Genomic DNA, 24843 nt, shown 5'->3' on the forward strand with positions numbered 1-24843 from the left:
GCGGGGTAGCCTGTGCGGCATGACCGAACCGACGAAGGCCCAGGGCGAGACCGCGACCGTGCGCGGCATCATCGCGTTCGCGCGAGCCCAACGACCGCTGTCGCCATTGACGGTCACGGTACTGGTCGAAGACGTTTCCAGAGCGGATGCCCCGAGCACCATCGTTGGCCGCTCCCGTTTCGAGATTCCCGCCTCTTCGCCCAACCCGCCGTCAGACGGCGACCTGAGCTTTGCCGTGACCGTCCCCGCCGAAGCACTCGACACCGTGCGACGCCTCAATGTGCGGGTGCACGTGCGTGCGCGGTCACTCGGGGAACCCGACGTGACCGAACGGCCCGACATCACCGAGGGGGACTTTGTCTCGACTCAGTCCCACCCGGTGCTGCCACGGCCGGTTGCGGCGTCAGTCCGTATCCCGGTTCAACGCGTCTGAACCGGCACGCACCTCGGCCTCGTCGAACGAGGTGATCACGCCGCCGAGGCTCTCGTAGCCGGTGAGCGACGGACCCCACGCTGCGCCGTTGAACCACTTGTGGAACAGCGCGCTGTTGGTGCCGGTCAGGAACACGTCGAGCCGGCCCGACGACCACGAGACCACGCGCGGCTGCGAGGTCGCGATTCCGCCCATGTTCTCGTAACCGAGAACCGATGGACCCCAGGCGTTGCCGTCAAACCACTTGTGGTACAGCGCACTGTCGGTGCCGATCACAAATAGGTCCAGCCGGTTCGGCCCCCAGGAGACGGCCTCGGGTTCGCCAACGACGATGCCGCCGAGTTGTTCGAAGTCGTTCACCGACGGGCCCCAGGCCGAGCCGTTCCACCACTTGTGGTACAGCGCACCATCCGTGCCCGTGACGAAGACATCGAGCCGGTTCGGACCCCAGGAGACCACACGCGGCGACGAGGTGCAGACCCCGCCGAGCCGTTCGTAGCCGGTGAGCGACGGTCCCCAGGCGCTGCCGTTCCACCACTTGTGGTACAGCGCCCGGTCGGTGCCGATCACGAAGACATCGAGTCGGTTCGGGCCCCAGGAAACGACTTCGGGCTGGCCGACGACGATGCCGCCCATGTTCTCGTAGCCGGTGACCGAGGGACCCCACGCGCCGTTGAACCACTTGTGATAAAGCCCGTGGTCACTGCCGACGACGAAGACGTCGAGCCGGTTCGGTCCCCACGCCACCACGCGCGGGTCGCCGAGAATGACGCCGCCCATGTACTCGTAGCCGGTCACCGACGGCCCCCAGGCGCTGCCGTTCCACCACTTGTGGTAGAGCGCGCTGTCGGTTCCGGTGACGAACAGGTCGAGCCGGTTCGGCCCCCACGCCACGGCCTGCGGAGCGCACTCGGCGATACCGCCCATATTCTCGTACCCGGTGACCGACGGCCCCCAGGCCCCGCTGAACCACTTGTGGAACACGGCGCGGTTGGTGCCGAGCACGAAGGCGTCGAGCCGATTCGGGCCCCACGATACGACGGGGCTCGAGCTCGCCCTGGCTGTCTGCGGGTACATGAAGTTCACCGCGGCGATGTCACCGGCCGAGAGGGCGGTGCGCTGGCCGATCTGGGCGCCGGCCTGCACCGGCGTGATCGTCTCGAGCCCGTTCTTCGAGAAGGCGGTGCGTGGGTAGTGCATGATCGAGCCGTAATCGTAGCCGCCGACATCATCGCCGTCGACGATGTGCTGGTCGAACTGGCTCTCCATGCCGGCTTCGATGTTGGCCCGGTTGATGGTCACGAAGGTGTTGCGGTCTTCGCGGCTCTGTTCGTGCCAGAGGCCGACCGCATGGCCGATCTCGTGGATGGCGTTGCCGGTGCTGCAGCCGGTACCCAGACTGATGGTCTGCATGCCGTTCCCCTGCATGCCCAGCATCGACCAGCATCCGCCGGAATCACTGAACTCGATGAAGTTGGGATATTGCGCCGCGTTGGCCGTGGTGCGTTCCGGAAAGCGGATGGGCGTGCGCGCTTCCCAGTGCGTGATCGCATCCCGCACACGCTGCTGATTCGGCAGGGCGGCGTTGATCCGGAATGGAACCTCGGCATTGGTCCATCGAAAGCGTGCGCCGGTGATGATGACGCCTCGCGCTCTGGCATCATCCTGGTTCGCTGCATCCTTGGTCTGCTCCAACTCGGCGACGGTGCCCAGCACGATGTCACCTTCGAACACGGCCAGGTTGTTGACCTTGTAATACACCACTTCGGTCGGTCCGAAGGTGACGCCGGAGATGATACCGGAGGCCGACTCGCCCGCCTGAAACTCTCCCTCGCTCACGAATTTCTGGTCGCCTCCGGGGCCGGACTTGTTATCTGCCATGGAACTACTCCTTGTGTGTTCTGTTCCCCACTGGCACTGGCCGGAATGGGCGGTGCCGGAAAGGGCGGTGCCGGAATGGGCACTGCGCCCGCTGGCGGTCACGCTACGCCGGCGGGCGTTATCGGAGCGTTACTCGGGCTCAGAATCGGGTTCGGGTTCGATGGAGCAATAACGCTGTCGGTCGCTGGGTATTATGACCTGAATCGTTCACCGATCAGGTGGCGCCCACGCCCGCAAAGGAGTACCCGATGACGAGTATCAGCCCCTTTCTTTGGTTCGACGGCCAGGCCGAGCAGGCCGCCAATTTCTACATCTCGATCTTTCCCAATTCGCGCCTGCTCAACGTGGCGCGCTATCCGGAGGGCGGGCCGGCACCGGCCGGCAGCGCCATGTCGGTCTCGTTCGTGCTCGACGGCCTTGAGATTCAAGGACTCAACGCCGGACCGCAGTTTCCGTTCACGGAGGCCATCTCGTTCTTCGTGCAGGTGGAAACGCAGGAGGAAATCGATAGTCTTTGGAACCAGCTCACCAGCAATGGTGGGCAGCCCGGGCAGTGCGGTTGGTTGAAGGACCAGTTCGGTTTGTCGTGGCAGGTGGTGCCGACGACGCTCGGTCAACTGCTCAGCGACCCCGCCCCGGCGCGGGCCGCTCGGGTCATGTCGACGATGATGGGTCAGACCAAGATCATCATCGCCGACCTGCGTGCCTCGGCCGACACCGAGTAGGGGCGTCAGCTCAGCTCAGCCGACCAGCCGTTCGATGGCAGCGAGGGGGATCGGCAGCCAGGTCGGGCGGTTGCGTATCTCGTAAACCGCTTCGTAGAGGGCTTTGTCGAGTTCGAAAGCGTCGAGCAGGGCGCTCTGATCGGCCAGTTTGACGCCGGAGCGTTCCGCGTAACCACTGAGGAAGGCATTGCGGCAGGCAGCGGCCCACTCGAAAATAGATTCGCTCGGAGTCGATTCGCCCGTTGCCATCATCGCCCCGGCCACGTAGGAGAAAGACCGCAGCATACCGGCGACATCCCGCAGGGGAATGTCGGGCCGGGTGCGTTCCCGCAGGGTGCGCAGCGGTTCCCCCTCGAAGTCGAGCAGCACCCAGCCGCGGGCTCGCACGTCGAGAACCTGGCCGAGGTGAAAGTCCCCGTGGATGCGCTGAAGCCTCGGCCAGACCGAGGTCTCCGCTCGGGCAAAAACTGCCTCGATGGCGTCGCGATGCCTGGCCAGAGCGGGTACTTCGTGCAGGGCTTGACGGCAGCGCAGCCGCATCTTCGCCATTTCCTCGGCGATGACCGCGGGAGTTGCATCGAGGGTCGGCAGGGTGCTGGCGAGGTCCTGGTGCACGTCGGCGGTGGCTTGGCCCAGCCGAAAGGCTGGGCCGGTGAAATCGCTCCGGGAGGCCGCTGCGACCAGGGCGGTACGCCAGGCATCCGGAGCGTCGGGCAGAAACTCCTGGGCGAAGGCGAGATGGCCGACGGCACGGCTGCCGGGTTCAGCTGGGTCGTCCCATTGGCCGGTAATAGCGCCGAACGGCAGTGGCACTCGTTGCGATCCCGCGCGGGCGAGCGCGGCCTGCACCGTCACATCGGGATTCTCGCCCGCATGGATGATGCGGAAGACCTTGCAGATGATCGGCCGTGTCGCTGCCCCGGTCGCATCAGTTCGCTCCACGATGATGGAGGTATTGGATTGCTCGCCGCTCAGCACGCGACTCGATACCACGAGAGCCGTCGATGAGGTCGCGGCCTTCGGTCGCAGGTCCTCGCCGCGCGCGCTGGCGGACCAGCGGTCGGTCTCCCGCGGAAGGTTCGCGGTGGACACGCCGTGTTGTTCCATGAAGGCGAGTACCGCGGCCGCGAAGGCGGGATCGTAGGGTGCGTCGTAGATGAATCGTGCCTGGTGGGAGCCGGGACCCCGCACCGTGATCAGGGCGTCGGCACCGCCGGTCAGCTCGGAGTCGCGCTCCGTGGTCGGCAGCTGGTACAACGTCAGGCCGAGGCTGGCGGTGTCCAGCACGAGGTCGACGCGAATGCTGACGCCGACCTCGGACGAAGGGAGGGAGAAATAGCCGATGCTGCGCAGGGCGGGCACGTGTCCCTTGTTTCCGAACCACCGCTGGGTGGACACCCAGGCATTGACGTAGTCGGGCAGTGGGGTTCCCCGATGATCCGGGGCGAGGTCAGGATTGGCGGAGCGGTGTGCATTGGGGGCGCGGTCTCCATCGATCATGCCGCCAGCGTAGCCTCCTCACCCGCACGGCGGTCGAGAGCGCGGAAGTTCCTTGGTTGCATGCGGCAAGCCGGCCCCAATCGTTCGCTGGCAACGGCCAACCGTTCGTCAAGCCCCAAACAGGATTGCGTAAATCAGACGATATTTTCGAAGGGCTGCGTTAGAATTGTAAACAATTGACAGGGTGCCGGAATCGGGTCACACTGTCGATGGAATTCTCCGTGTGATCCAGACACCGTCTCAAGAAAGAACTGTGAAGGGTATGCCCCAGCGATATTCATTGGAACCCGTGATCCAGGAATCGACTCCTTCGATCATCGCCCGCAAGCTGCGTTATGCGATTGCCCACGGCGAGGTGGCCCCGGGGTCGCAATTGGGCGAGGCTGAGCTGGCCCGCGAACTCGGTGTCAGCCGGGGCCCGCTGCGCGAAGCCATGCAGCGGCTGACCCAGGAGGGCCTGCTGGTCAGCATTCGCAACCGCGGCCTGTTCGTGATCGAAATGACGGATGCCGAAATTCGTGACATGTACGTGCTGCGCACCGCCATCGAGTCGGCCGCCTGCAAACTGCTCCTGCGCGGCGACCACGTCGCCGCCGGCCAGGACTTGCTCGCCAGGGTCTCGGAGATGGAGAACGCGGCCGCCACCGGCGACCGGGCCGCCATGAGCGACGCCGATATGGCCTTTCACGAACACCTCGTGGCGTTGAGCGGCAGTCGCAGCCTGGCGCGCATCCACAGCACCCTCATGACGGAGACCCGCATATGCCTGACCGTGCTGCAGACCTCCTACCGAGGTACCGCGGAATGGATCGCGGAACACCGCGGCATCGCCGAGGCCGTACTCGACGGCAACGGGCAGCTCGCCGAGAGCCGGTTGGGCGAACACGAAGACGACGCACTGGCGCGACTGACGAGCGCACCGGCATCCGTTTCGATCGCCTGACATCGCCCGCACACACCTAATTCATTGTGGACACTCTCGTTATCAGGACTCGCCCCGTCATCGTCGTGCTGTGTGAGCCCCTCGATGCGCAGCGTCCCGCCGGCATGGACGCCATCGAGCGAGTCGCCGACGTGCTCTACACCGACGCCGCCGGCCTGCCGGACGCGATCGAGAACGCCGAGATCTTGCTGCTCTGGGACTTCTTCTCGACCGCACTGCGGGATGCCTGGCCGCGCGCCCGGGCCCTGAAGTGGGTGCACGTCGCCGCAGCGGGCGTGGATACCGTGCTGTTCGACGAGTTCCGCGGCTCCGAGGTCGTGCTCACCAATGCGCACGGCTTCTTCAACGGCCCGATCGCCGAGTTCGTGCTCGCGCACATTCTGGCCCACGACAAGGAACTGCACGAGAACCGTGCCCTGCAGCGGGCGCATGAGTGGCAGCATCGCGAGACTCGGCGTACCGCCGGGAGCACGGCCCTCATCGTCGGAACCGGCGGCATTGGTCGCCACATTGCCAGGCTGCTGCGCGCAGTCGGCCTCGAGGTGCGCGGAGCCGGGCGGCGCACGAGTGGTGACGATCCGGACTTTGGTCGTGTCGTGTCGTCGGCCGCGCTCGCCGAACACGTCGGCTGGGCCGACAACGTCGTCGTGGTCGCGCCGCTCACGACCGAGACTCGCGGAATGATCGACGCGGGCGTGTTCGAGGCGATGAAGGCATCCGCTCATTTGATCAGCGTCGGCCGCGGCCCGCTCATCGACGAGGCGGCCCTGCTCGAGGCGCTGCAGACCGGGTCGATTGCGGCGGCCTCGCTCGACGTTTTCGTGACCGAGCCGCTGCCGGCCGCGAACCCGCTCTGGGACGCCTCGGGGGTGACCGTGTCGGCGCACATGTCGGGCGATGTCGTGGGCTGGCGTGACGGCCTGGCTGAGCAGTTCACCTCAAACGTGACGCGCTGGCTGGCCGGCGCAGAGCTGATCAATGTCGTGGACAAGCACCTGGGTTATGTGGCGCGGGCACACTGATCGCCGACTCGGCGGTTGGCGATCTTCTCGGCGAGCGAGTTCTTTACGCCCGGTTCGAGGAATAGAGACAACGCGAACAAGCGAATGCACGGGGAACAGCTCCCAGAGTCGAACGCCGAGTCTCACTTCGCCGTTCTCGTCACGTTCCAGCAGCCGCTGGTTGACCAGCTGCACGACGACGCGATGCGTGGTCGCGAGGGGAATGTCGACCCGACGGGCAAGGGCCGAGACCGTCATTGACGTACGGGTGGCGTTGAAGGCGCCGAGAATGCCCACGAGTCGCGTCAGCCTTGAATCGCCCGAGGGAGAGTTGGCCATGAGACCCAGTATGCCGCTCAACTCGCGTGATCAGGCCGGGCGACCGGCCACCACGAAGCGGATGCCAGCGCGTCGCCGTCTGTTTCACCTTGGTTTGCGGCGGCGCAATCAAACCGTCGCGAGCGTCTTGCAATCCACGTGGGGAAGGCGCACGGGTTCGACGCGAATGCTGGTGCGCTCGCAACCGGTGCACTTGAGAACGTAGAGGGGGAGAGTGATGCGCAGGGCCTGCGCGGGGTTCGGTTTCAGGTCGGCTTGTGACTTGCAGAACGGGCAGGTAATTCGCATCGAGGGGGGTCCCTTGGCTTGATTCTGCGCAAGCGATAACTCGCGTCAGGATGACCTTAGGGGGAAACCGTCGACGACCGCACCCCCTTGTCATCTATTCCGATGTGTGTACAGAGCAGTCCGTCTGTCCCCGTTCCGACGGACACGCAGGAGAAGCGCTAAACGGATGCCGCGAGCAGGCTCACCACGACGGTGTCGCCCTTGGTCGACAGCTGGCCGACCTCGGTGAATCCGAGCCGGTCGTGAAAGGCGAGTGACCCCGGGTTCCGCGGTTGAAGGTTGACCTCACAGAGCACCTCGGCGAGCAGCTCGCGGCGCGCGGCACCGAAGATGGTGTCGTAGAGCACCTGGCCGAGGCCCCTCCCGCGATGCCCGTCGGCCACAACGATGCGGTCGACGTAGAGAAAATCGGTAGACCGGGCCGAGAACCAGCGATAGTTCTCGCTCTCGTAGTCGGCCCCGGCCACGAACAGAATGGCAAATCCCAGCGCGATGTCGGCCGCGTCGTCGTGCACGACAGCAAGCGCGAGGTGGCTGTGCTGGACGAGCGTGGCCAGCGCCCGGGCATCCAACTCGTTGACCGCGGGAACCGCGGCATTGTTGAGAGCGAGCAGGAGCGGCAGATCGGCGGGAACGAGGGAACGAGTGGAATAGGTCACCCCATTAACGATAGGCCAGCACGCGAGAGGCCGGCACACGAGAGGCCGGCGGTCTAGCCCGCCGGCCTCGCGCCGGCCCGATACACCGCAGTGGCGATCACGAGGTCTTCCCACGACATGCCGGTGCTCTTGAAGACCCGCGGTCGGGCCTCGACTGCGGCGACCGTGCCGATCGCAAGGTCGCGCAGCGGCACGAGGTCGCCCGGCTCGATCGATCCGTCGGCCAGAGCCATGATCACGTCGCCGGCCTCGCGCCGGGCTGTCGCCGCGTCTTCGACGACGAGCTGGGAGCGGGCGAGGAGCACGGAGTCGAGCTCGCGGGCATCAGCTTCGTGCGAACCGACCGCGATCACGCAGCACTCGGCGGGCACAAGGGCACCGTCGAACAACGGAGTGCGGGCGGTGGTGGCGCAGACGATCAGCTGTGCCGAGCTGATGTCGGCGGCACGGCCGACCCGGGCCGGCAGCCCGCTCGCGGTCACCCGGGCGGCGAACAGCTCGGCGCGGGACTGGTCGCGGGCCACGATCGTGACCCGACCGATCGAGCGGACGGCCCGCATCGCCTCGATATGCCCCCAGGCCTGCGGCCCGGACCCGAACACGACGAGGTGGTCCACCGCGGCCGGGGCCAGGTAGTCGGCGGCGGCGGCCGACACGGCCGGGGTGCGCAGGGTGGTGATGGCGGCGCCGTCGAGCAGAGACAGCGGGGTGAGCGTCGCGGCGTCCAGCAGCAGGTAGACGCCCTGAATGCGCTCCCGGCCGAGTGCCGGGTTGCCCGGCGCAACCGAGGCCACCTTGATGCCGACGAAATGCGCAGCTTCGGTGGGCATCAGCAGCAACTGCCCGTTGGCGACCGGCAAGACCTGCCGGGCGAAGTCGTTCGCCGGGTCGAGCCCGTCCGCGAGTGCGTCCTGCACCGCCCGAACGGCCGTGCCGTAGTCGACCCGGGTGAAGATCTCGGTGGCAGTGACCATGGCGGGCAGGACGGGCGCGTTCTTAGATGTCATCCCTCGCAGACTATCGGTCGGCACCGTCCGGCCTCGAGCCCTGCCAGAATAGACTGTCGCCGTTTCGCACCTGGCGACTCGTTCGAGGAGACAGCGGCGTATGACTCACCCAGTGAGCACGAGTACGAACACGACCAACACCAGCACGCTTAACTACCTTGCCGCACGTGACCAGCTGCTGGCCCTGCGCGACGATCACGCCCGCGCCGCGCAGGAGTTTCGCTGGCCCGACGTGGGGGAGCACTTCAACTGGGCCACCGACTGGTTCGACGTGCTGGCGCGCGGCAACGACAAAATCGCCCTGTGGATCGTCGAAGAAGATGGCAGCGAGCAGAAGTTCACGTTCGACGAGATGGCCCATCGGTCCGACCGGGTCGCCACCTGGCTCACCCGGCAGGGCGTGCGGAGCGGTGACCACGTCATGCTCATGCTCGGCAACCAGCGGGAGATCTGGGAGGCGATGCTCGCCATCATGAAGGTCGGCGCCGTCATCATGCCCACGAGCGCAGTGCTCGCCTCACACGACCTGACCGACCGGGTGCGTCGCGGCGGTGTCAAGCACGTGATCGCCAATTCGGCCGACGCGGCCAAATTCGACGACGTTCCCGGCGACTACACCCGCATCGGCGTCGGCGAAACCCGGCCCGGCTGGGCCGACTTCGCCGACGCCTACCAGGTCACGCCGGAGCCGATCACGACGGTCGTCGCCTCCGCTGACCCCTCACTGATCTATTTCACCTCCGGTACGACGAGCAAGCCGAAGATGGTGCTGCATTCGCAGACCTCCTACCCGGTCGGCCACCTGTCGACCATGTACTGGCTGGGCCTGCGCCCCGGCGACGTGCATCTCGCCATCAGCTCGCCCGGCTGGGGCAAACACGCCTGGAGCTGTTTTTTCGCTCCGTGGATCGCCGAGGCTACCGTATTCGTCTACAACTACTCCAAGTTCGACCCGGCCGCACTCATCGCGCAGCTGCACCGCGCCCAGGTCAGCACGTTCTGTGCGCCGCCGACCGTCTGGCGCATGCTCATCCAAGCGGATGTCGGCGCTCGCCCGGCGAGCCTGCGCGAGTTGCTCTCCGCCGGAGAACCGCTCAACCCCGAGGTCATCCGGCAGATCGACAACGGCTGGAAACTGACCATCCGCGACGGATTCGGCCAGACCGAAACCACCGCGATCGTCGGAAACGGGCCCGGATCCGTGCTGAAGGCCGGCTCGATGGGCCTGCCCCTGCCCGGTGTCTCGATCAAGCTGCTCGATCCGATCACCGAGCTGCCCGCCGACGAGGGCGAGATCTGCCTCGACCTGTCGCAGAGCCCGGTCAATCTCATGAGCGGCTACCACGGCGAACCCGACCTCACCGCACACGCCATTCGCGGCGGCTTCTTTCACACCGGCGACGTCGCCACAGTGGATGCCGACGGTTACCTCACCTTCATCGGCCGCACCGACGACGTGTTCAAGTCGAGCGACTACAAGGTGTCACCGTTCGAGGTGGAGAGCGCGCTGCTCGAACACCCCGCGGTCGCTGAGGCCGCCGTCGTTCCCGCGCCGGATGCCACCAGACTGAACATTCCCAAGGCCTACATCCACCTCGCCCCGGGCTGGGAGCCCACCGCCGAGACCGCCGAAGCCGTGCTTCGGCACGCCCGCACCGGGCTGCCCGCCTACATGCGGGTGCGGCGGGTGGAATTCTTCGACCTCCCCAAAACCATCTCGGGCAAGATCCGCCGGGTCGAACTGCGCGAGCGCGAAGACGACGCGGCCGCCGCCGGCACCCGGCTGCCGGGCGAGTGGCGCGACGACCAGTTTCCGGGACTGAAGCGCTAACGGCAGCTGCTTGCAGTAGCGCCCAAAGAAGGGACTAACGGCCCGAGACAGCCGCCGATCCGCTCGTTAGCGTAGAAGTATGACCCTCCTCGACCTCCCGCGTTCCACGACCGACGACACGACTGCAGAGGCCTCCGGCTGGGCCGGATTCGCTGATGGGCCGTGGCAGCACGGCATTGACGTGCGCGATTTCATCCAGCGCAACTACACACCGTTCGAGGGAGACGCGAGCTTTCTGACCGGGGCGACCGAGCGCACCCTCGGCCTGTGGGCCCGCCTGTCGGCGATGTTCCCCCGGGAGCGGGAGCTCGGCGTCTACGACATTGACCCAACGACCCCGGCGTCGATCACCGCGCACGCCCCCGGCTACATCGACCGTCCGAACGAGATCATCGTGGGACTGCAAACGGATGCCCCGCTCAAGCGCGCCATCATGCCCTTCGGCGGTTGGCGCATGGTCGCGACGAGCCTCGAAACCTACGGCTACCCGGTGTCGCCCGAGCTCGAAACCATTTTCACGAAGTACCGCAAAACCCACAACGACGGCGTCTTCGACGTGTATCCGCCCGCCGTCAAACGGGCCAGGCACAGCCACCTCATCACCGGCCTGCCGGATGCCTACGGTCGCGGCCGCATCATCGGCGACTACCGCCGCGTCGCCCTCTACGGCGTGACCGCGCTGATCGCGGCCAAGAAGCTCGAACGTGTCAAGCTCGACGAGTCTTTCAGCTTCGAAGACGTGATTCGTTCCCGCGAGGAGAACGCCGAGCAGGTGCGCGCCCTGAGAGAACTCGTGCAGATGGCGGCCGGCTACGGTTTCGACATCACCCGGCCCGCTGGCAACGCGACCGAAGCGGTGCAATGGCTGTACTTCGCCTACCTCGGCGCGGTCAAGGAGCAAAACGGTGCCGCCATGTCGTTCGGCCGTACCAGCGCGTTCCTCGACGCCTACCTCGAACGTGACCTGGCGGCGGGAATCCTGACCGAAAGTCAGGCCCAGGAACTCATCGACGACCTGGTGATCAAGCTGCGCATCGTACGTTTTCTGCGCACCCCCGAATACGACCAGTTGTTTTCGGGCGACCCGACCTGGGTCACCGAATCGCTTGGCGGGATCGGTCTGGACGGGCGCACCCTCGTGGTCAAGACTGCATTCCGGTTTCTGCAGACCCTGTACAACCTAGGCCCGGCGCCGGAGCCGAACCTCACGGTGCTCTGGAGCGACCGGCTGCCTGAGGGCTTCAAGCGTTTTTGCGCGCAGGTCTCCATCGACACGTCGGCCATTCAGTACGAGTCCGACGACCTCATTCTTGCGGCCTGGGGCGACGACGCCGCCATCGCCTGCTGCGTTTCACCAATGACAGTCGGCAAGCAGATGCAGTTCTTCGGCGCCAGGGTCAACGTCGTCAAGGCGCTGCTCTACGCCATCAACGGCGGCCGCGACGAACTGACCGGCGAGCAGATCGGGCCGGTCACGGCCCCCGTGACCGGCGATGTTCTCGACTATGACACCGTCTGGACGTGCTACCTCGCCAGCCTCGAATGGCTCGCCAAGACCTACGTCGACGCGCTCAACTGCATCCATTACATGCACGACAAGTACGCCTATGAACGCCTCGAGATGGCCCTGCACGACGGCACCATCCTGCGCACGATGGCCTGCGGCATCGCCGGCCTCAGTGTCGCCGCCGACTCCCTCGCCGCGATCAAATACGCCACCGTGCGGCCGGTGCGCGACGACACCGGCCTCGTCGTCGAATACACGATCGACGGCGACTACCCGGCCTTCGGCAACGACGACGACCGGGTCGATGCGATCGCGGTCACCATCGTGGGCACCTTCATGGCCATGATTCGCCGGCACCCCACCTACCGGGGAGCCGTGCACACCCAGTCGGTGCTCACGATCACGTCGAATGTGGTCTACGGCAAGAAGACCGGCAACACCCCCGACGGTCGCCGGGCCGGCGCGCCCTTCGCGCCCGGAGCCAACCCGATGAACGGCCGCGACACGCACGGCATGCTCGCTTCGGCGCTGAGCGTGGCGAAACTGCCCTATTCCGAAGCGCAGGACGGCATCTCCCTGACCAATACGGTCGTGCCGGCCGGGCTCGGCCACACCCCGGCGGAGCAGATCACCAACCTCGTCGGCCTCATCGACGCCTACACGCTCGCGAGCGGCTACCACCTCAACATCAACGTGCTCAACCGGGAAACCCTCGAAGACGCCATGGAGCATCCGGAGGACTATCCGCAGCTGACCATCCGAGTATCGGGCTACGCCGTGAACTTTGTGCGGCTCACCCGGGAGCAGCAACTCGACGTGATCAGCCGCACCTTCCACACGAGCGTCTGAAATCATGGTCGCGGTACAGCTGGGTCGATCCGAGTTCCACCACGAGCAGGTCGAGGGACATCGCACCGGCACGGTGGCGAGCGTACACTCCTGGGAACTGGTCACCGCGGTCGACGGTCCGGGCACCCGGCTGACCTATTTTCTCTCCGGCTGCCTGTTGCGCTGCCAGTACTGCCACAATCCGGACACCTGGAAGCTGCGGGACGGTGCTCTGACGCCGATTGACGAGGTGCTGGAACGCATCCGTCGGTATCGGGGGGTGTTCGCGGCGACTGGCGGTGGCCTGACGCTCTCCGGTGGGGAGCCGCTGATGCAACCGGCGTTCGTGGCCCGCGTCTTCGCCGAATGCCGCCAACTCGGCGTGCACACCACGCTCGATACCTCGGGGTATCTCGGCACGAGTGCCTCGGATGAGATGCTCGAGCACACCGACCTCGTGTTGCTCGACGTGAAGTCCGGCCTGCCTGACACCTACCGGGCGGTGACCGGGCGTGAATTGGCACCGACGATCGCGTTCGGCGACCGGCTCTGTGCGCGCGGCATCAACGTGTGGGTGCGGTTCGTGCTGGTTCCCGGGCTCACCGACGCGGTGGACAATGTCGACGCGGTCGCCGAGATCGTGGCCCGCTGGCCCAACGTCTCCCGGGTCGAGGTGCTGCCGTTCCACCAGATGGGCGAAGTCAAATGGAACCGCCTGGCCATTCCCTACCCGCTGCACGGGGCACAACCGCCGGATGCCGCGCTGCTCGAGCGAGTGCGCGAGCAGTTTGGTGCTCGCGGCCTCACGACGTTCTAGCGGCGGGCGCCCGGTACGTAAAACCGGTAGAAATGCGACACGCCGAGCCTTTTTGGCTCTGGTGACGGCGTGCCGCGAAATCTACCGGCGTTACGTACGCAGACGGCGTCCAACGGCCTAATTGGCTAGTAGCGGGCGAGCAGTTCCGTCTTCTTGGCGAGGAATTCGGCATCCGTCACCACGCCGGCATCGCGCAGCTGACCCAGCTGGGTCAGGTGCAGGACGATTCCGCTGGAAGCGGCCGGGGCGTGGCCCTCGATCTCGCGTCGAGCGGGCGCGGCAGTGAGCGCTGCGACCGGCTCCGGGGCCACGGCCGGCGCCAGCACGGTCGCCGGCGGTGTGGCATGGCCGGACTGCGACATGCGGTCGATCCAGGCCAGGGCGATCGCCGAGAGGATGAACACCATGTGGATGATGACCTGCCAGAGCACGCCGTCCCAGGTGTAGACGTTGCCGGTGATGGTCTCGGTCGGGCTCGAGTCGATCGGGGTGCCGCGCGCGGCCAGATCGCCGACTTCAATAAAGGTTTTCAGCAGGTGGATCGATGAGATCCCCACGATGGCCATGGCCAGCTTGACCTTGAGCACGTTCGCGTTGACGTGGCTGAGCCACTCCGGCTGGTCGGGGTGACCCTCCAGACGGATGCGCGAGACGAACGTCTCGTAGCCGCCGATGATGACCATGATCAGCAGGTTCGCGATCATCACGACGTCGATCAGGCCGAGCACCGAGAGCATGATCGCGGCCTCTTCGACGTGGATGCCGCCGTCGTCGCCGGGCACGGTCAGCGAGATCCAGACGTCGCCGCCGAGGTTGATGAGTTCGACCATGAACACGATCACGTAGATGATCTGCGCGATGATCAACCCGATGTAGAGGGGTGCTTGCAGCCAGCGGCTGAAGAAGATCATCAGGCCGACGCTGCGCACCCAGCGCGACTGGGGACGGAACGGGCGGGGAAGGTCGGTTTCAGTCACCGGACGATCTTATGGTGAGCCCGGGTGAGAAAATCCTGTGTGTGCCCGGTGTTGGGACGGGCGGCTATGGGGACGAATTGATGAATCCGACCACGATGGTGGTCCACCAGCAGGTTTGTGAAATGGTCAGCCCGAGCAGTAAGTGTGCGCGTTGACCGGCTCTGAGGTCCTGAAACCTCGTCGTTGTCGGCATCAGGTGCAGGCGGCGCATCAGGGGGATCAGCAGGATGCCGTTGAGCATCAGAACCAGCACCCCGGCTAGTTTGACGAGGGGGTGAGCGGTTGGCTCGTGTCGGGGTGCATGAGCGCGCCGGTGAGCAGCAATCTGGCGAGGCCACCCCAGATCAGCGGCATCGCTGCGGATTCCAAACGACTTGTCTCGTTCAACCGTCGGCTTCCGATGAGCCAGCGAAAGCCGACCCAGGCCACGAGGAGAACGGCACCGAAGGTGCCAACGAGCGAGAGAATGTGGGCAATGACCGCGACGCGCTGCCCACGAGGCGTAACCGGTCTGGGCTACCGCTTGACCGAAGGGGTAGGACCGGAACATACGCATCGAACAACGACAAAGTGAATATTTTCATCACTAGAGTAGACCGACGTCAAGGGCCTGGACGGAATAATTAGGATTGTCTCAGCGAACGTTCAAAACCGCTGCGGCCAGCCAACAGGCCACCCGATCGACCTCCGGATAGACCTCCGGACAGGCCGCCGGAGAGCTCGGTTGACTCCAGACCGAGCAGCTCGGCGAAGTGCACCGATGGCTCGACACCGAGTTCACGTCCCAGATGGGCGCGAAAACTGCGATAGACCCGCACCGCCGATGCATAGTTGTCTTCGGCGAGGTGGCAGCGCACCAGCAGGTGCTGGGCGCTTTCGCGCAGAGGGTCCACGACCGCCGCCGCCCGCGCCGCACCCAGGGCACGACTGAAACTTCCGGAAACCAGGTAGGAACGGGCCAGGCCCTCCAAGGCGTCTACGCGCTGATTCAGCAGGTGATCCTGCTGGTCGACCACCCACTCCTCGTACCAGCCCGGCAGCAGGTTCGCCTCCTGCAACAGATCGATGGATTCCGGCGGCACGGACCGGCCGCCGGTCAGGGTGATCTCGGTGATCAACTCCCGCACCTCACGCAGATCGACGCGCACCGCAGCGTCGAGCTGCAACGGATCGGTCGCGCTGAGTAAACGTGGCAGCTCATGCGAGATACGAAAGACGCTCGCCCGCAGGTTGCCCGCCGACTGGCGCTCGGGGCTGTCCGGCCAGAGCAGGCCGGCGAGCACGTGCCGTGGCTGGGTGTGCAGCAGGGCCAGGGCCGCGAGCAGCCGCTGCTGCCGGGCGCCGACCTCAACCGGTACGCCGCTGCAGCGCAACTGCCAGTAGCCCAGCACGCGAAGATCCCAGCCCGGTGTCGCTGAAAAACCCATGAGTGCTCGATCCGCGAAGGAGTACACAGCTGCCCCGCACCGATGAGGCGGGTGCTGCTACCGCCCAGAATGGCCAGCCCCGGCGCGGTTGTCAATGCCGTTACCCCCAAAATGGATGCTCCCGCGCGCGTGACCGCGCCGCGCTCCTCACTCGTCGCCCGAGATCGCCGCCGCTCCAGTAACTCACCGGTAACGCCGACGGGGCTACCCTCAACGGGCACGTGCTCTCGAGATTGGACGGCCATGAGTCAATTCGCTCTCTGTGTGGGCATTAACCGGTTCGAGAACCTGCCCGTGAATAGCTGGCTGAACGGCTGCGTGAACGATGCCACCGACGTCAGCGTCCTGCTCGGCACGGCTTTCGGCTTCGCGGACTCGAGCATCACCGTGCTCACCGACCAGGCCGCGACCAAGGACGCCGTATTCGGGGCGATGACCGAGGCGCTCGACCGGGCGAACGTGCCGGGGGAACACCTCGACCACATCGTGTTCACCATGTCGAGCCATGGCACCCAGGTGCCCGACACGAGCGGCGACGAGGCCGACCGGGTCGACGAAGCCTTCGCCACCTTCGACCTGCGGCAGAACGGGGCAGTCTGGGACGCGAGCTCCCTCATCCTCGACGACGAGCTGCACGATTTGTTCACCCGACTTCCGAAGGGGGTGCTGCTCGATGTGATTCTCGACACCTGCCACAGTGGCAGCGGGCTGCGTGCCATGGACCTGGTGCCGACGGTCGACGACCGACGCCCCCGGTACGTTCCGCCGCCGACGCCGCTCGGCCGGGACGGTGCCGAAGCCGAGGGCGCCGATACCCGCACGCTGCGCGACCTGGTGCGGTCCTCGAAGGCCGCTGCCAAACCGGTGTTGTTCGCCGCCTGTCGGGCCGACCAGACCGCTGCCGATGCGAACTTCGACGGCCGGTACAACGGGGCGTTCACGCATTTTCTGCTCGATGCGCTGCAGTCAGGGGCCGCTCCAAGCCGGGCGGCGGTCATCAAACAGGTCAACGCGAAGCTGCGCGCGCGCAAGTTCGCCCAGCGGGCGCAACTGGAGGCATCCGCTCCCGGAAAATCGACCGCGTGGGGCACCGCCTTCTAGCCTCAGGGTGAAACTGTCAGGGGTGAAACGTCGGCCGCCGATGCGCTGAGACCTCCGGGGGCGCAGCGGCGATTCCTCGGGTCGCGCCGGGCAGCGGCGGCACGCGCGGCGGGGTAACGGGCGTGGTGACCGGCGGGGCAGCCGGCGGGGCGGCATCCGCTGGGCGAGGCGCCGGGATCGCGGCGTCGAGCTTGGCCTGCTGACGTTCCGGGTCGAGAATCGGTTTGAGGGCGGCGAAGCTGAGGCGCCCGCCCTCGTCGAAGCGCAGCTGCCCGCCGCCGCGAATGAACACCGGCGCGCGCGTGGTGAGCCCGAAGCGGCGCGCTTCGGCGGTGCTCAGGCGAAACTCCTGCGTGAAGGTGGACCCGATCTCCGAGACCACGAATCCGTCGGGGCCGACCCGCAGGGTGGGGCGCACCCGTTCGACCACAATCGGCCGGGTCGGGTCGATTTTCGCCGCCGCGAGCAGGGTGGGGTTCTCCCAGAGAAATCGAACGATCTCCTCCGGATCGGAACTCAGGGCGGCGAGTCGCACCGGATACCGCAGACCGGTGAAGGTGGACACGCCGTACAGGTCCGTGGGCGTTGGCAGCACGATTCCGGCCTCGGCGAAGGCCGTCACCACGACGCCGCGGTATTCGAGGTCGTCATCGGGCACGACCGCCCGGTCGGCGGCGAGGATGCCCCGCAGCAGGTCTTCCCACGTCACATCCACCGGCGGCATGTAGCCGAGGCTGCGAATGAGCATGCTCAAGACCTGGCGCCCGACGGACGCCCCGGCCCGCGCCACCTGAAACAGGCTCGAGCGGCCACCAGGCGCGTCGAGGTGCTTGATCCACAGCCGGGCCACCACGCGCAGGAGCACCTGTACGACCGCCCCGCCGCGCAGGTGCGGGTCACTGAGCGTGCGCCAGTTCGGGTCCGGGTCTTCGGCCAGCGACGGCCGGGCGGAGCCACGGGTGAACAACCCGTCGCCCAGCCGGAACAGGTGGCTGCGCAGCAGGTTTTCGTCGAGGGTGTCGAGGTCGAGGCTGGCCTCGCCGTTCTGGGTCAGTAATTGCTCGACCAGGGTCTGCGTGGAAAACACCGACAGCAGGGCGACGAGGTCGGCGATGGCTTCGTGCAGGGCGAGCTGGTCGGTTTCTGCATGGGAATCGGCCCATTTCGGCCGGTAGCCGTCGACGATCGCGTGTGTGACCTCGTGCGCTACAAGGTCCCGAAACAGGGCGAGCGGCACCGCCTTGGTCGCACGGCCGTCGCGTTTGTGCCCGAAGCGAATCAGGCCGTCGTCGCGATAGTAGCCGGACTCCCGGTAGGAGACCCGGTCGTAGGCGCTGATGGTGAGCCGGCCGCCGCCGACCCAGCCCATGCGCCGCCCCAGCGTCGATTCGAACAACGCCAAAGTGGATGCCGCCACCGCGTACACCTGTTGCGCCAGAAACCGGCTGTCCTGCAGCAGCGCCGCGAGGCTGTCGGGCGGACTCTCGTCGACGACCATCCACGGCGGGGTTGGGGAGCCGAGTTCGAGGCTGAACGGCTTCTCGCCTGGACGACGCACGATCACGTCGAACCGGGCACTGCGCGGCCCCGGACCGATGCGCTCGACCGGAACCCGCAGGGTTGTCGTGAGCGGTCCGTCGGGGCCGCGGGTGAATGGCCCCTCGGCCAGCACGGTCAGGCTGACCTGCAGGCCGCTGTGTCCCGATCCGGGGTCGGTACCAGTTGTTTCGGAACCAGTAGTCATAGCGGCCCCCGCAGCATCCGTTTGTGCCTGCAATATGCAACCGAACACCGGGTCTGTCAAGGCGTCGCGGTGCGGGAGGCGTGCAGTACGCGTGCAGTAACGCCGCAGTAACGCTTCAGCGCCATAATCACCGTGCTGTCATAATCACCGCGCCGATCTGTGCAGCGGCCCACTTGTTCGACCGTGAAAGGAACGGCGCCATGTCCGAATCGAGCCCTGCCAGGTCGACCAGCCCTGTTCACCCGATGCCCATGAAACGGCAACCGCCGTTACCGAAGGGCGAACTCGACACGCTGCGGCCGCACGTCGTCAATCTCAGCGGCGGCAAGTTCTCGTCGACCGGGGCGTTCGCGACCACGAAGAAGGACGTCGATGCCATTTTCGCCACGCACCTGCCGGCCTTCGCGGCCGAGCATAGCGGTGTTGTCCCGGTGGTCTTCTACGCCCACGGCGGGCTCGTCGACGAGCAATCCGGGCTGCGCATCGCCCAGACCCAGGTGGACTGGTGGAAGTCCAACGGGGTATACCCGATTCACTTCGTCTGGGAGACCAGCCTCGCCGGAGCCATCACGAGCGCGGTCGGTGACTGGGCGCAGGGCCGCCGCGGCTGGCTCGATGAAGCGAAAGACCGAGTGCTTGAACTGGCCGCCCGATTCGGCCAGGGCCAGTCCATCTGGGGGCAGATGAAGCGTTCAGCCGAGGCAGCGTCGGCCGGCGACGGTGGCGCCCGTTACGTGGCCGAAGCGCTCGGCGCGTACTGCACGGCTCACCCCGGCACGATCAGCGTGCACGCGGTCGGGCACAGCGCCGGGTCGATCTTCCACTCCTTCTTCCTTCCCGTCGTGTTGAAGGCGGGGGTGCCGGTCGTCGAGACACTCAGCTTGCTCGCACCGGCCGTGCGTACCGACGTCTTCGAGAAACAGATCGTACCCCTGGTCGGCCACGGGGTGGAATCGCTCGCCCTGTTCACCATGACCGAAAAGCTCGAGCGCGACGATACCTGCCTGGGCGCCTACGGCAAATCCCTGCTCTACCTCGTGCGGGCCTCGTTCGAACCCGAGGAGTTCTCGCCCATCCTCGGCCTCGAGGAGTGCCTGCGGGCCGACCCGGTGCTCGCCAAACTGTTCGGTTTGTCCGGCGTGAGCGGGTCGCCCGGGGCCGGCGGGGCCGCCGACATCGTCTGGTCGAAAACCACGAGTGGTTCCTTGACGAGCCGCAGCACGTCGACCAGCCATGGCGGTTTCGACAACGACATTCCCACGATGGACAGCGTCGCGCGCCGGGTGACCGGCAGCTCGCGCATCCAGTCGTTCCCGGTCACCCGCGACCTCGGCGATGAACTGTGGCCGGTGCCCGGCCCGGCCGCGCCCCGTCCAGCCGGGACCCACCACGCACTCTGCGTGGGCATCAACGCCTACCCCAGCGGCGATGCACTCTACGGCTGCGTAGCGGATGCCGAGGCCTGGGCCACCCAATTCGCCGCCGCAGGGTTCGCGGTGCGCACCCTGCTCGACGCGGAGGCGACCCGGCAGAATATCCTGCTCGGGCTGCTCGACCTGGTCGCGAGCAGCGTCGCCGGTGATGTGCTGGCCTTTCAGTACGCCGGACATGGCACTTATGTCGACGATCTCGACGGCGACGAGGCCGAGGCGGGCAACGCGGAGAAGAAGTACGACGAAGCCCTGTGCCCGATCGACTTTCGCGAAGGTAACCTGATCATCGACGATGACCTGGGCGAGATCTTCGACCAGCTGCCCGACGGCGTCAGCCTCACGGCCTTCTTCGATTCCTGTCACTCCGGCGATGGTCAACGCCGGTTGCAGCTGCAGCCGGCCGACGTTGCCGACCTGAGTGCGGCATCCGCTCCCCATGGGCGTCGGGCGCGTTTCATCATTCCCGACGAGGCCACCAGCAAGAATTATCGGGCCAAGCGCGGCACGCCGGCCCGAGCTGGCAAGCGAGCGTTGGCGCGGGAGGTATTGTTCAGCGCGTGCAAGCCGACCGAGGTTGCCTACGAGACCGGCGGGCACGGCGACTTCACCGTCGCGGCGAGCCTGCTCGTGGTGCCGAGCGCGAACCGGCTGACCAACGGGGAGTTCCTGGCCAGGGTGCGGGAGGCCTTCTCGAGCCAGCCCCGGCAGAACCCCGACTTCAATGGTCCGCGGGCGGCGAAGTCGCGTATCTTTCTGGCGCCTCTGGCTGGTGCTGGTGCCGGTGGTGGTGGTGCTCCGGCCGAGAGTGCGATGGGGGCGGGGTCTGCCTCGGTAGGCAGCATCCCCGACGCGATCACCGCCCTGCTCGATGCGGCGGCTGCAGGTGGCGGCGCTTCTGGTGCGGCCGGTGGAGTTGGAGGTATCGGCCCGCTGGCCCCTGCCGGCCCTGGGAACGGCGCTGTTGCTGGTTCTCGCGAAGCGGATGCCGCAACTCGCGCCCTCGCGGCCGCTGCGTTCCTGCGCGCGGCCGCCGACTTCATCGACGGGTAGTTCGTTCAGCTCGGTGCACGGCTGCACGCTCTGATTGTCGACATCTTTCGCATCCCGCGCCGTGGCCTGCGAGACTGGGCGAACAGCTCGGCGCCGAGGTCTCCCGACCGGATCGCCGAAAGGATGTACGCGCCCGGCTCCTCGGAAGGACCCCATGCTCGATTTTCTGTTCAGCCCGATCCCCGGGATCATATTCACGATCGTCGTCGTTCTGCTTATCGCCTTGGTGTACGCCAAGACCATTTATAAAAACGCCGGGCCCGACGAGGCCCTCATCATCACCGGCAAGAAGAGCCGCAAGACCATCGTCGACGGTGCCACGCTCGAGGAATCCGGCCAGCGCGTCGTGCACGGGCAGGGCGTGTTCATCACCCCGTTCTTCCAGAAAGCGTTCAAAATCAGCCTGCGCAGCCGGGCGATCGAGATCACGGCTGTCGCGCAGGACCGCAACGGCATCACGCTCTCCGTCGAGGCCGTCGCCATCGTCAAGGTCGGCGACGACCCCGCCGCGATTCGGGCTGCGGCTCAGCGTTTTCTCGGCCAAGACAAGAACATCGACGGGTTCGCCCAAGAGGTACTGAGCGGTTCGCTGCGTTCCTCGATCGGCGCGACCGATGTCATGACCGTCATCCAGAAGCGCGATGAGCTCGGCAGCTCGGTGCTCGCCACCGCGCGCGAATCGCTCGCCAACCAGGGCCTCGACGTCGACTCGTTCGAGATCAAGGGCATCACCGATGAGAACGACTACATCCGCGACATCGGTCGTGCCGAGCAGGCCAAGGTGCGTCGCCAGGCCGAGGTGGCCGAGCACGTCGCGAACCGTGAGTCGCAGGAAGCCCTCATCACGGCCGAGCAGGCCATTGCGGAAGCGCAGAACACGCTCGCCCTGCGCAGGGCTGCGCTACAGCTCGACACCGACAAAGCCTCCGCTGAAGCCGCCGCATCGAAGCCCCTCGCCGAGGCGAAGGCCCAGCAGGCCATCGTGCAGGAGCAGGAACTCACCGCACAGCGTCGCGCCAGCCTGCGCAAGGCCGAGCTGGAGTCCGAGGTCAACGCCATCGCCGACGCCGACGCGTACCGCATCCGGGTGACCGCGATCGCCGCCGCCGAGGCATCCGTTGCCAAAGCCACCGCCGATCGCGACAGTCGTGTCGCCAACGCCGACGCCACCCGTGCCGAGGGGCAGGCCGAAGCCGACGCCATCCTCGCCCGCGGTACCGCCGAGGCCACGGCCACCCGCCTCTCCGCCGAAGCGGTGGCCCAGCAGTCCGAGGCGCTCATTCAGCTGCGCCTGGTCGAGATGCTGCCACAGATCGCGCACGAGCTCGCCGCTCCCATGGGCAACATCGACCAGCTCACCGTCATTTCAACGGATGGCGCCAGCCAACTCTCCAAGAACGTCGCGTCGGGCTTCAGCGAGGTCGACGCCGTGCTCGGCTCCACCATGGGCATCGGCATCAAGGATCTGCTCGGCGGGCTGCTCGGCGGCACTGCCGGGGCCGCGCTGCGAAACGCCGGGCCGGCTCGCGGCGGCGCATCCGCTTCGCCGACAGGTGCCGGCTCGCCGTCAACATCGGTTTCTGCGACGTCAGAAGCCACGCGCTCGTCTGCTCCGTCGGCAAGGTCTTCAGCAACACCGTTAGCACCGTCTTCGGTAGCTGCCTCGGCGACGACCGCTGCGGCAGCGGCGCGATCGGCAGCGGAAGCATCCGTTGCTGATTCAATCAGCGGCGTCGACTTCGAGGCTGTCGCCGACGAAGCGACCATCGCAATCGCCCGTGCTGCCGCTGCCCGACTGCCCAAGAGGGCCGGGGACCGCCTGCTTCCGTAGCGGTTTCGTGTCGGCGGCCCCGGTCAGCAACCGGGGCCGCGAGGGTTGGCGTTGCAGTCTTCGGCCACGAGCACGGTCGATTCTCGCGGTCGCCGCAGCGATCGGCGATGCCGCGCCGGAAGGGGCGGGCGTGGCCACGCATCCGCTTAGCGAAAGTGTCAGTACAAGTGCGCCGAGCGCAACGTTGTGCAGAGGGCGGTGACGCGACGGGATGCACACGGAGGTCAGGATAAACGGATTGCTACAATCCCGCCGAGACTGTCCACAGGCTGGTGTTGAAGCCACACGAGCGGTAAAGCGCGCTCAGTCGTGCGCGGTCAACGCCCGCCCGAGCAGGGCCGCGAGGGCCGGCTGCCCACCGGCACGCATCGCGGCGCGCTGGCGTTCTGCCCCGGTGCCGAGCCGCTGCGTGCGGGCCAGCAACGCGACGATGCGATCGCGGTTGCCGACCTCGTCGATGGCATCGCCGGCGTAACGCAGCAGCGCGGCCGTCACAGCGGATGCGCTCTCCAGCGTTCCCGACACCGGGTTCAGCAGGGTCGACTCCATTCCCTCGCGGGCAGCGTGCCAGAGGCCGGCGTCGAGCAGTTCCGGCGCGATATCGATGGGGGCGACATCCGCTTCGCCGTCGCGCAGCGCGGTCGTGACGACCGCCCGGGTCAGGGCGGCAAGCAGCAGCGTCGACGGCGCATCGAGCTGGGCGTCGCAGACGCGAATCTCCACGGTCGGATGGTCCTCGGCCAGCCGTGCATTCCACCAGATCGTGCGCAGGTCGTAGGTGCCGCCCACACCGACCAATCGGCGAATTCGACGGTCGTAGTCGGCGGCATCCGCGAAGATCGGCGGGCAGCCGATCGTCGACCACCGGCGCATGTGCACGCTGCGCCAACTGGAGAACCCGGTGTCGGCGCCGTGCCAGAACGGCGAATTCACGGCCAGCGCGAGCAGTGTCGGCAGCCAGACCCGCACCCGGTTCAGTGCCTGCACTCCGGCTTCCCGGCCGGGAATGCCGACGTGCACGTGCAGCCCATTGATGAGGTGGTCGGGAACCAGGCCGCGAAACTCGGTCTCGACGGTGTGGTAGCGCTTCACATTGGTCACCTCCGGCCAGCCCTCGGTCTGGAACGGTGCGCCGACGCCGGCGGCGAGCACTCCTCGGTTGAGGGCGGCGCGGGCCAGCCGCGACCGAAAAGCGAGCAGATCAGCGGATGCCTGCTCAAACCGATCAAAGACCGGCGTGGACCGCTCGATCTGTGAGGCCAGAAACTCGTGGCTGATAAACCGCGACACGGGGGAGCGTCCGAGGAGCTCGGCGTGCACATCGTCGCCCACGTTCGCCGGCTGCAGGGTTGAGGGCTTGAGAAAGATGAATTCCTCTTCAATGCCGAACGTTCGCATTCACCACCTCCAGCACTTTCACCGGATACTACTTGAGAAACCGGTATCAAGCCGATACATTCTCAGATCGGCCAGCCGACCCCATGAGCGCTCGCATGTGACTAACATGACTTTCAATTACGA

20 protein-coding genes are annotated in these 24843 nt (G+C 66.5%); 10 read left to right on the top strand and 10 right to left on the bottom strand.

The features are described from left to right. The first annotated feature begins 19 nt into the window (after window positions 1-19). Window positions 20-433 carry a YbaY family lipoprotein gene (locus E3O06_RS14715; RefSeq protein ID WP_134504134.1) on the top strand — a complete coding sequence of 138 codons (414 nt, stop codon included), beginning with the start codon at window positions 20-22 and terminating at the stop codon, window positions 431-433. On the opposite strand, the gene E3O06_RS14720 is transcribed toward E3O06_RS14715, so the two are convergent. Beyond that, the gene (locus E3O06_RS14720; protein WP_134504135.1) at window positions 404-2314 is read right to left on the bottom strand and encodes a DUF8189 domain-containing protein; all 1911 of its coding nucleotides are present in this window, start codon (window positions 2312-2314) and stop codon (window positions 404-406) included. The two genes, E3O06_RS14715 and E3O06_RS14720, sit on opposite strands and share 30 nt — an antisense overlap. A 248-nt stretch (window positions 2315-2562) precedes the next feature. On the opposite strand from E3O06_RS14720, the gene E3O06_RS14725 reads away from it, so the two are divergent. Next, complete coding sequence (locus E3O06_RS14725; RefSeq protein WP_134504136.1) at window positions 2563-3039, top strand: VOC family protein; 477 nt, start codon at window positions 2563-2565, stop codon at window positions 3037-3039. Between the two features lie 15 nt (window positions 3040-3054). Here E3O06_RS14725 and E3O06_RS14730 read toward each other — a convergent pair whose 3' ends face one another. Next, window positions 3055-4539, bottom strand: a complete 1485-nt coding sequence (locus tag E3O06_RS14730; RefSeq protein ID WP_134504137.1) for a maltokinase N-terminal cap-like domain-containing protein — start codon at window positions 4537-4539, stop codon at window positions 3055-3057. Window positions 4540-4801: 262 nt separating this feature from the next. Here E3O06_RS14730 and E3O06_RS14735 point away from each other — a divergent pair, with 262 nt between their 5' ends. Beyond that, window positions 4802-5482, top strand: a complete 681-nt coding sequence (locus tag E3O06_RS14735; RefSeq protein WP_134504138.1) for a GntR family transcriptional regulator — start codon at window positions 4802-4804, stop codon at window positions 5480-5482. A 104-nt stretch (window positions 5483-5586) separates the two neighbouring features. Next, on the top strand, window positions 5587-6504 hold the full coding sequence (locus E3O06_RS14740; protein ID WP_134504325.1) for a D-2-hydroxyacid dehydrogenase: 918 nt from the start codon (window positions 5587-5589) through the stop codon (window positions 6502-6504). Here E3O06_RS14740 and E3O06_RS14745 read toward each other — a convergent pair. The 3 genes from E3O06_RS14745 to E3O06_RS14755 form a co-directional block, all read right to left on the bottom strand. Further along, entirely contained in the window at window positions 6421-6822 is a 402-nt protein-coding gene (locus E3O06_RS14745; RefSeq protein ID WP_134504139.1) for a helix-turn-helix domain-containing protein, read from the bottom strand. The genes E3O06_RS14740 and E3O06_RS14745 overlap by 84 nt on opposite strands. A gap of 446 nt (window positions 6823-7268) precedes the next feature. Beyond that, a complete protein-coding gene (locus E3O06_RS14750; RefSeq protein ID WP_198415830.1) occupies window positions 7269-7769 on the bottom strand; it encodes a GNAT family N-acetyltransferase in 501 nt (166 codons plus the stop codon). Window positions 7770-7822: 53 nt separating this feature from the next. Then, window positions 7823-8776 (bottom strand): ornithine cyclodeaminase family protein, encoded by a 954-nt coding sequence (locus tag E3O06_RS14755; protein WP_198415831.1) that lies wholly within the window; start codon window positions 8774-8776, stop codon window positions 7823-7825. Between the two features lie 112 nt (window positions 8777-8888). On the opposite strand from E3O06_RS14755, the gene E3O06_RS14760 reads away from it, so the two are divergent. The 3 genes from E3O06_RS14760 (at window position 8889) to pflA (ending at window position 13759) form a co-directional block, all read left to right on the top strand. Next, on the top strand, window positions 8889-10607 hold the full coding sequence (locus E3O06_RS14760) for an AMP-binding protein (RefSeq protein ID WP_241980238.1): 1719 nt from the start codon (window positions 8889-8891) through the stop codon (window positions 10605-10607). Window positions 10608-10686: 79 nt separating this feature from the next. Continuing rightward, window positions 10687-12963 carry a formate C-acetyltransferase gene (pflB, locus tag E3O06_RS14765; protein WP_134504141.1) on the top strand — a complete coding sequence of 759 codons (2277 nt, stop codon included), beginning with the start codon at window positions 10687-10689 and terminating at the stop codon, window positions 12961-12963. Window positions 12964-12967: 4 nt separating this feature from the next. Then, window positions 12968-13759 carry a pyruvate formate-lyase-activating protein gene (gene pflA / locus E3O06_RS14770; protein WP_134504142.1) on the top strand — a complete coding sequence of 264 codons (792 nt, stop codon included), beginning with the start codon at window positions 12968-12970 and terminating at the stop codon, window positions 13757-13759. Between the two features lie 125 nt (window positions 13760-13884). Here the strand turns inward: pflA and E3O06_RS14775 are convergent, their stop codons facing one another. The 3 genes from E3O06_RS14775 to E3O06_RS14785 form a co-directional block, all read right to left on the bottom strand. Further along, window positions 13885-14736, bottom strand: coding sequence for a TIGR00645 family protein (locus E3O06_RS14775; RefSeq protein WP_134504143.1), 852 nt, complete (start codon window positions 14734-14736; stop codon window positions 13885-13887). A gap of 64 nt (window positions 14737-14800) precedes the next feature. Beyond that, entirely contained in the window at window positions 14801-14989 is a 189-nt protein-coding gene (locus E3O06_RS14780) for a hypothetical protein (protein WP_134504144.1), read from the bottom strand. Window positions 14990-15359: 370 nt separating this feature from the next. Next, window positions 15360-16163: an AfsR/SARP family transcriptional regulator gene (locus E3O06_RS14785; RefSeq protein WP_134504145.1), complete on the bottom strand. Its 804-nt coding sequence runs from the start codon at window positions 16161-16163 to the stop codon at window positions 15360-15362. A 243-nt stretch (window positions 16164-16406) separates the two neighbouring features. On the opposite strand from E3O06_RS14785, the gene E3O06_RS14790 reads away from it, so the two are divergent. After that, complete coding sequence (locus tag E3O06_RS14790) at window positions 16407-17264, top strand: caspase family protein (protein ID WP_134504146.1); 858 nt, start codon at window positions 16407-16409, stop codon at window positions 17262-17264. Window positions 17265-17280: 16 nt separating this feature from the next. Here E3O06_RS14790 and E3O06_RS14795 read toward each other — a convergent pair whose 3' ends face one another. Next, window positions 17281-19008, bottom strand: a complete 1728-nt coding sequence (locus E3O06_RS14795) for a gluzincin family metallopeptidase (protein WP_134504147.1) — start codon at window positions 19006-19008, stop codon at window positions 17281-17283. A 251-nt stretch (window positions 19009-19259) separates the two neighbouring features. Between E3O06_RS14795 and E3O06_RS14800 the strand changes: the two genes are divergently transcribed. Beyond that, window positions 19260-21491 (top strand): caspase family protein, encoded by a 2232-nt coding sequence (locus tag E3O06_RS14800; protein WP_166788227.1) that lies wholly within the window; start codon window positions 19260-19262, stop codon window positions 21489-21491. 154 nt (window positions 21492-21645) lie between these two features. Further along, window positions 21646-23322, top strand: coding sequence for a flotillin family protein (locus E3O06_RS14805; protein ID WP_134504149.1), 1677 nt, complete (start codon window positions 21646-21648; stop codon window positions 23320-23322). A gap of 303 nt (window positions 23323-23625) precedes the next feature. On the opposite strand, the gene E3O06_RS14810 is transcribed toward E3O06_RS14805, so the two are convergent. Next, window positions 23626-24720, bottom strand: a complete 1095-nt coding sequence (locus tag E3O06_RS14810; RefSeq protein WP_134504150.1) for a carboxylate-amine ligase — start codon at window positions 24718-24720, stop codon at window positions 23626-23628. Window positions 24721-24843 lie beyond the last annotated feature (123 nt).

It is taken from the genome of Cryobacterium glaciale (assembly GCF_004402535.1).
In the GTDB taxonomy this organism is placed as follows: Bacteria; Actinomycetota; Actinomycetes; order Actinomycetales; family Microbacteriaceae; genus Cryobacterium; species Cryobacterium glaciale.

What these genes read in the sequence shown, in the direction of transcription:
- E3O06_RS14715 (WP_134504134.1), top strand. Translation starts at nt 20, where the DNA reads ATGACCGAACCGACGAAGGCCCAGGGCGAGACCGCGACCGTGCGCGGC.
- E3O06_RS14720 (WP_134504135.1), bottom strand. Translation starts at nt 2,314, where the DNA reads ATGGCAGATAACAAGTCCGGCCCCGGAGGCGACCAGAAATTCGTGAGC.
- E3O06_RS14725 (WP_134504136.1), top strand. Translation starts at nt 2,563, where the DNA reads ATGACGAGTATCAGCCCCTTTCTTTGGTTCGACGGCCAGGCCGAGCAG.
- E3O06_RS14730 (WP_134504137.1), bottom strand. Translation starts at nt 4,539, where the DNA reads ATGATCGATGGAGACCGCGCCCCCAATGCACACCGCTCCGCCAATCCT.
- E3O06_RS14735 (WP_134504138.1), top strand. Translation starts at nt 4,802, where the DNA reads ATGCCCCAGCGATATTCATTGGAACCCGTGATCCAGGAATCGACTCCT.
- E3O06_RS14740 (WP_134504325.1), top strand. Translation starts at nt 5,587, where the DNA reads ATGGACGCCATCGAGCGAGTCGCCGACGTGCTCTACACCGACGCCGCC.
- E3O06_RS14745 (WP_134504139.1), bottom strand. Translation starts at nt 6,822, where the DNA reads ATGGCCAACTCTCCCTCGGGCGATTCAAGGCTGACGCGACTCGTGGGC.
- E3O06_RS14755 (WP_198415831.1), bottom strand. Translation starts at nt 8,776, where the DNA reads ATGACATCTAAGAACGCGCCCGTCCTGCCCGCCATGGTCACTGCCACC.
- pflB (WP_134504141.1), top strand. Translation starts at nt 10,687, where the DNA reads ATGACCCTCCTCGACCTCCCGCGTTCCACGACCGACGACACGACTGCA.
- pflA (WP_134504142.1), top strand. Translation starts at nt 12,968, where the DNA reads ATGGTCGCGGTACAGCTGGGTCGATCCGAGTTCCACCACGAGCAGGTC.
- E3O06_RS14785 (WP_134504145.1), bottom strand. Translation starts at nt 16,163, where the DNA reads ATGGGTTTTTCAGCGACACCGGGCTGGGATCTTCGCGTGCTGGGCTAC.
- E3O06_RS14790 (WP_134504146.1), top strand. Translation starts at nt 16,407, where the DNA reads ATGAGTCAATTCGCTCTCTGTGTGGGCATTAACCGGTTCGAGAACCTG.
- E3O06_RS14795 (WP_134504147.1), bottom strand. Translation starts at nt 19,008, where the DNA reads ATGACTACTGGTTCCGAAACAACTGGTACCGACCCCGGATCGGGACAC.
- E3O06_RS14800 (WP_166788227.1), top strand. Translation starts at nt 19,260, where the DNA reads ATGAAACGGCAACCGCCGTTACCGAAGGGCGAACTCGACACGCTGCGG.
- E3O06_RS14805 (WP_134504149.1), top strand. Translation starts at nt 21,646, where the DNA reads ATGCTCGATTTTCTGTTCAGCCCGATCCCCGGGATCATATTCACGATC.
- E3O06_RS14810 (WP_134504150.1), bottom strand. Translation starts at nt 24,720, where the DNA reads ATGCGAACGTTCGGCATTGAAGAGGAATTCATCTTTCTCAAGCCCTCA.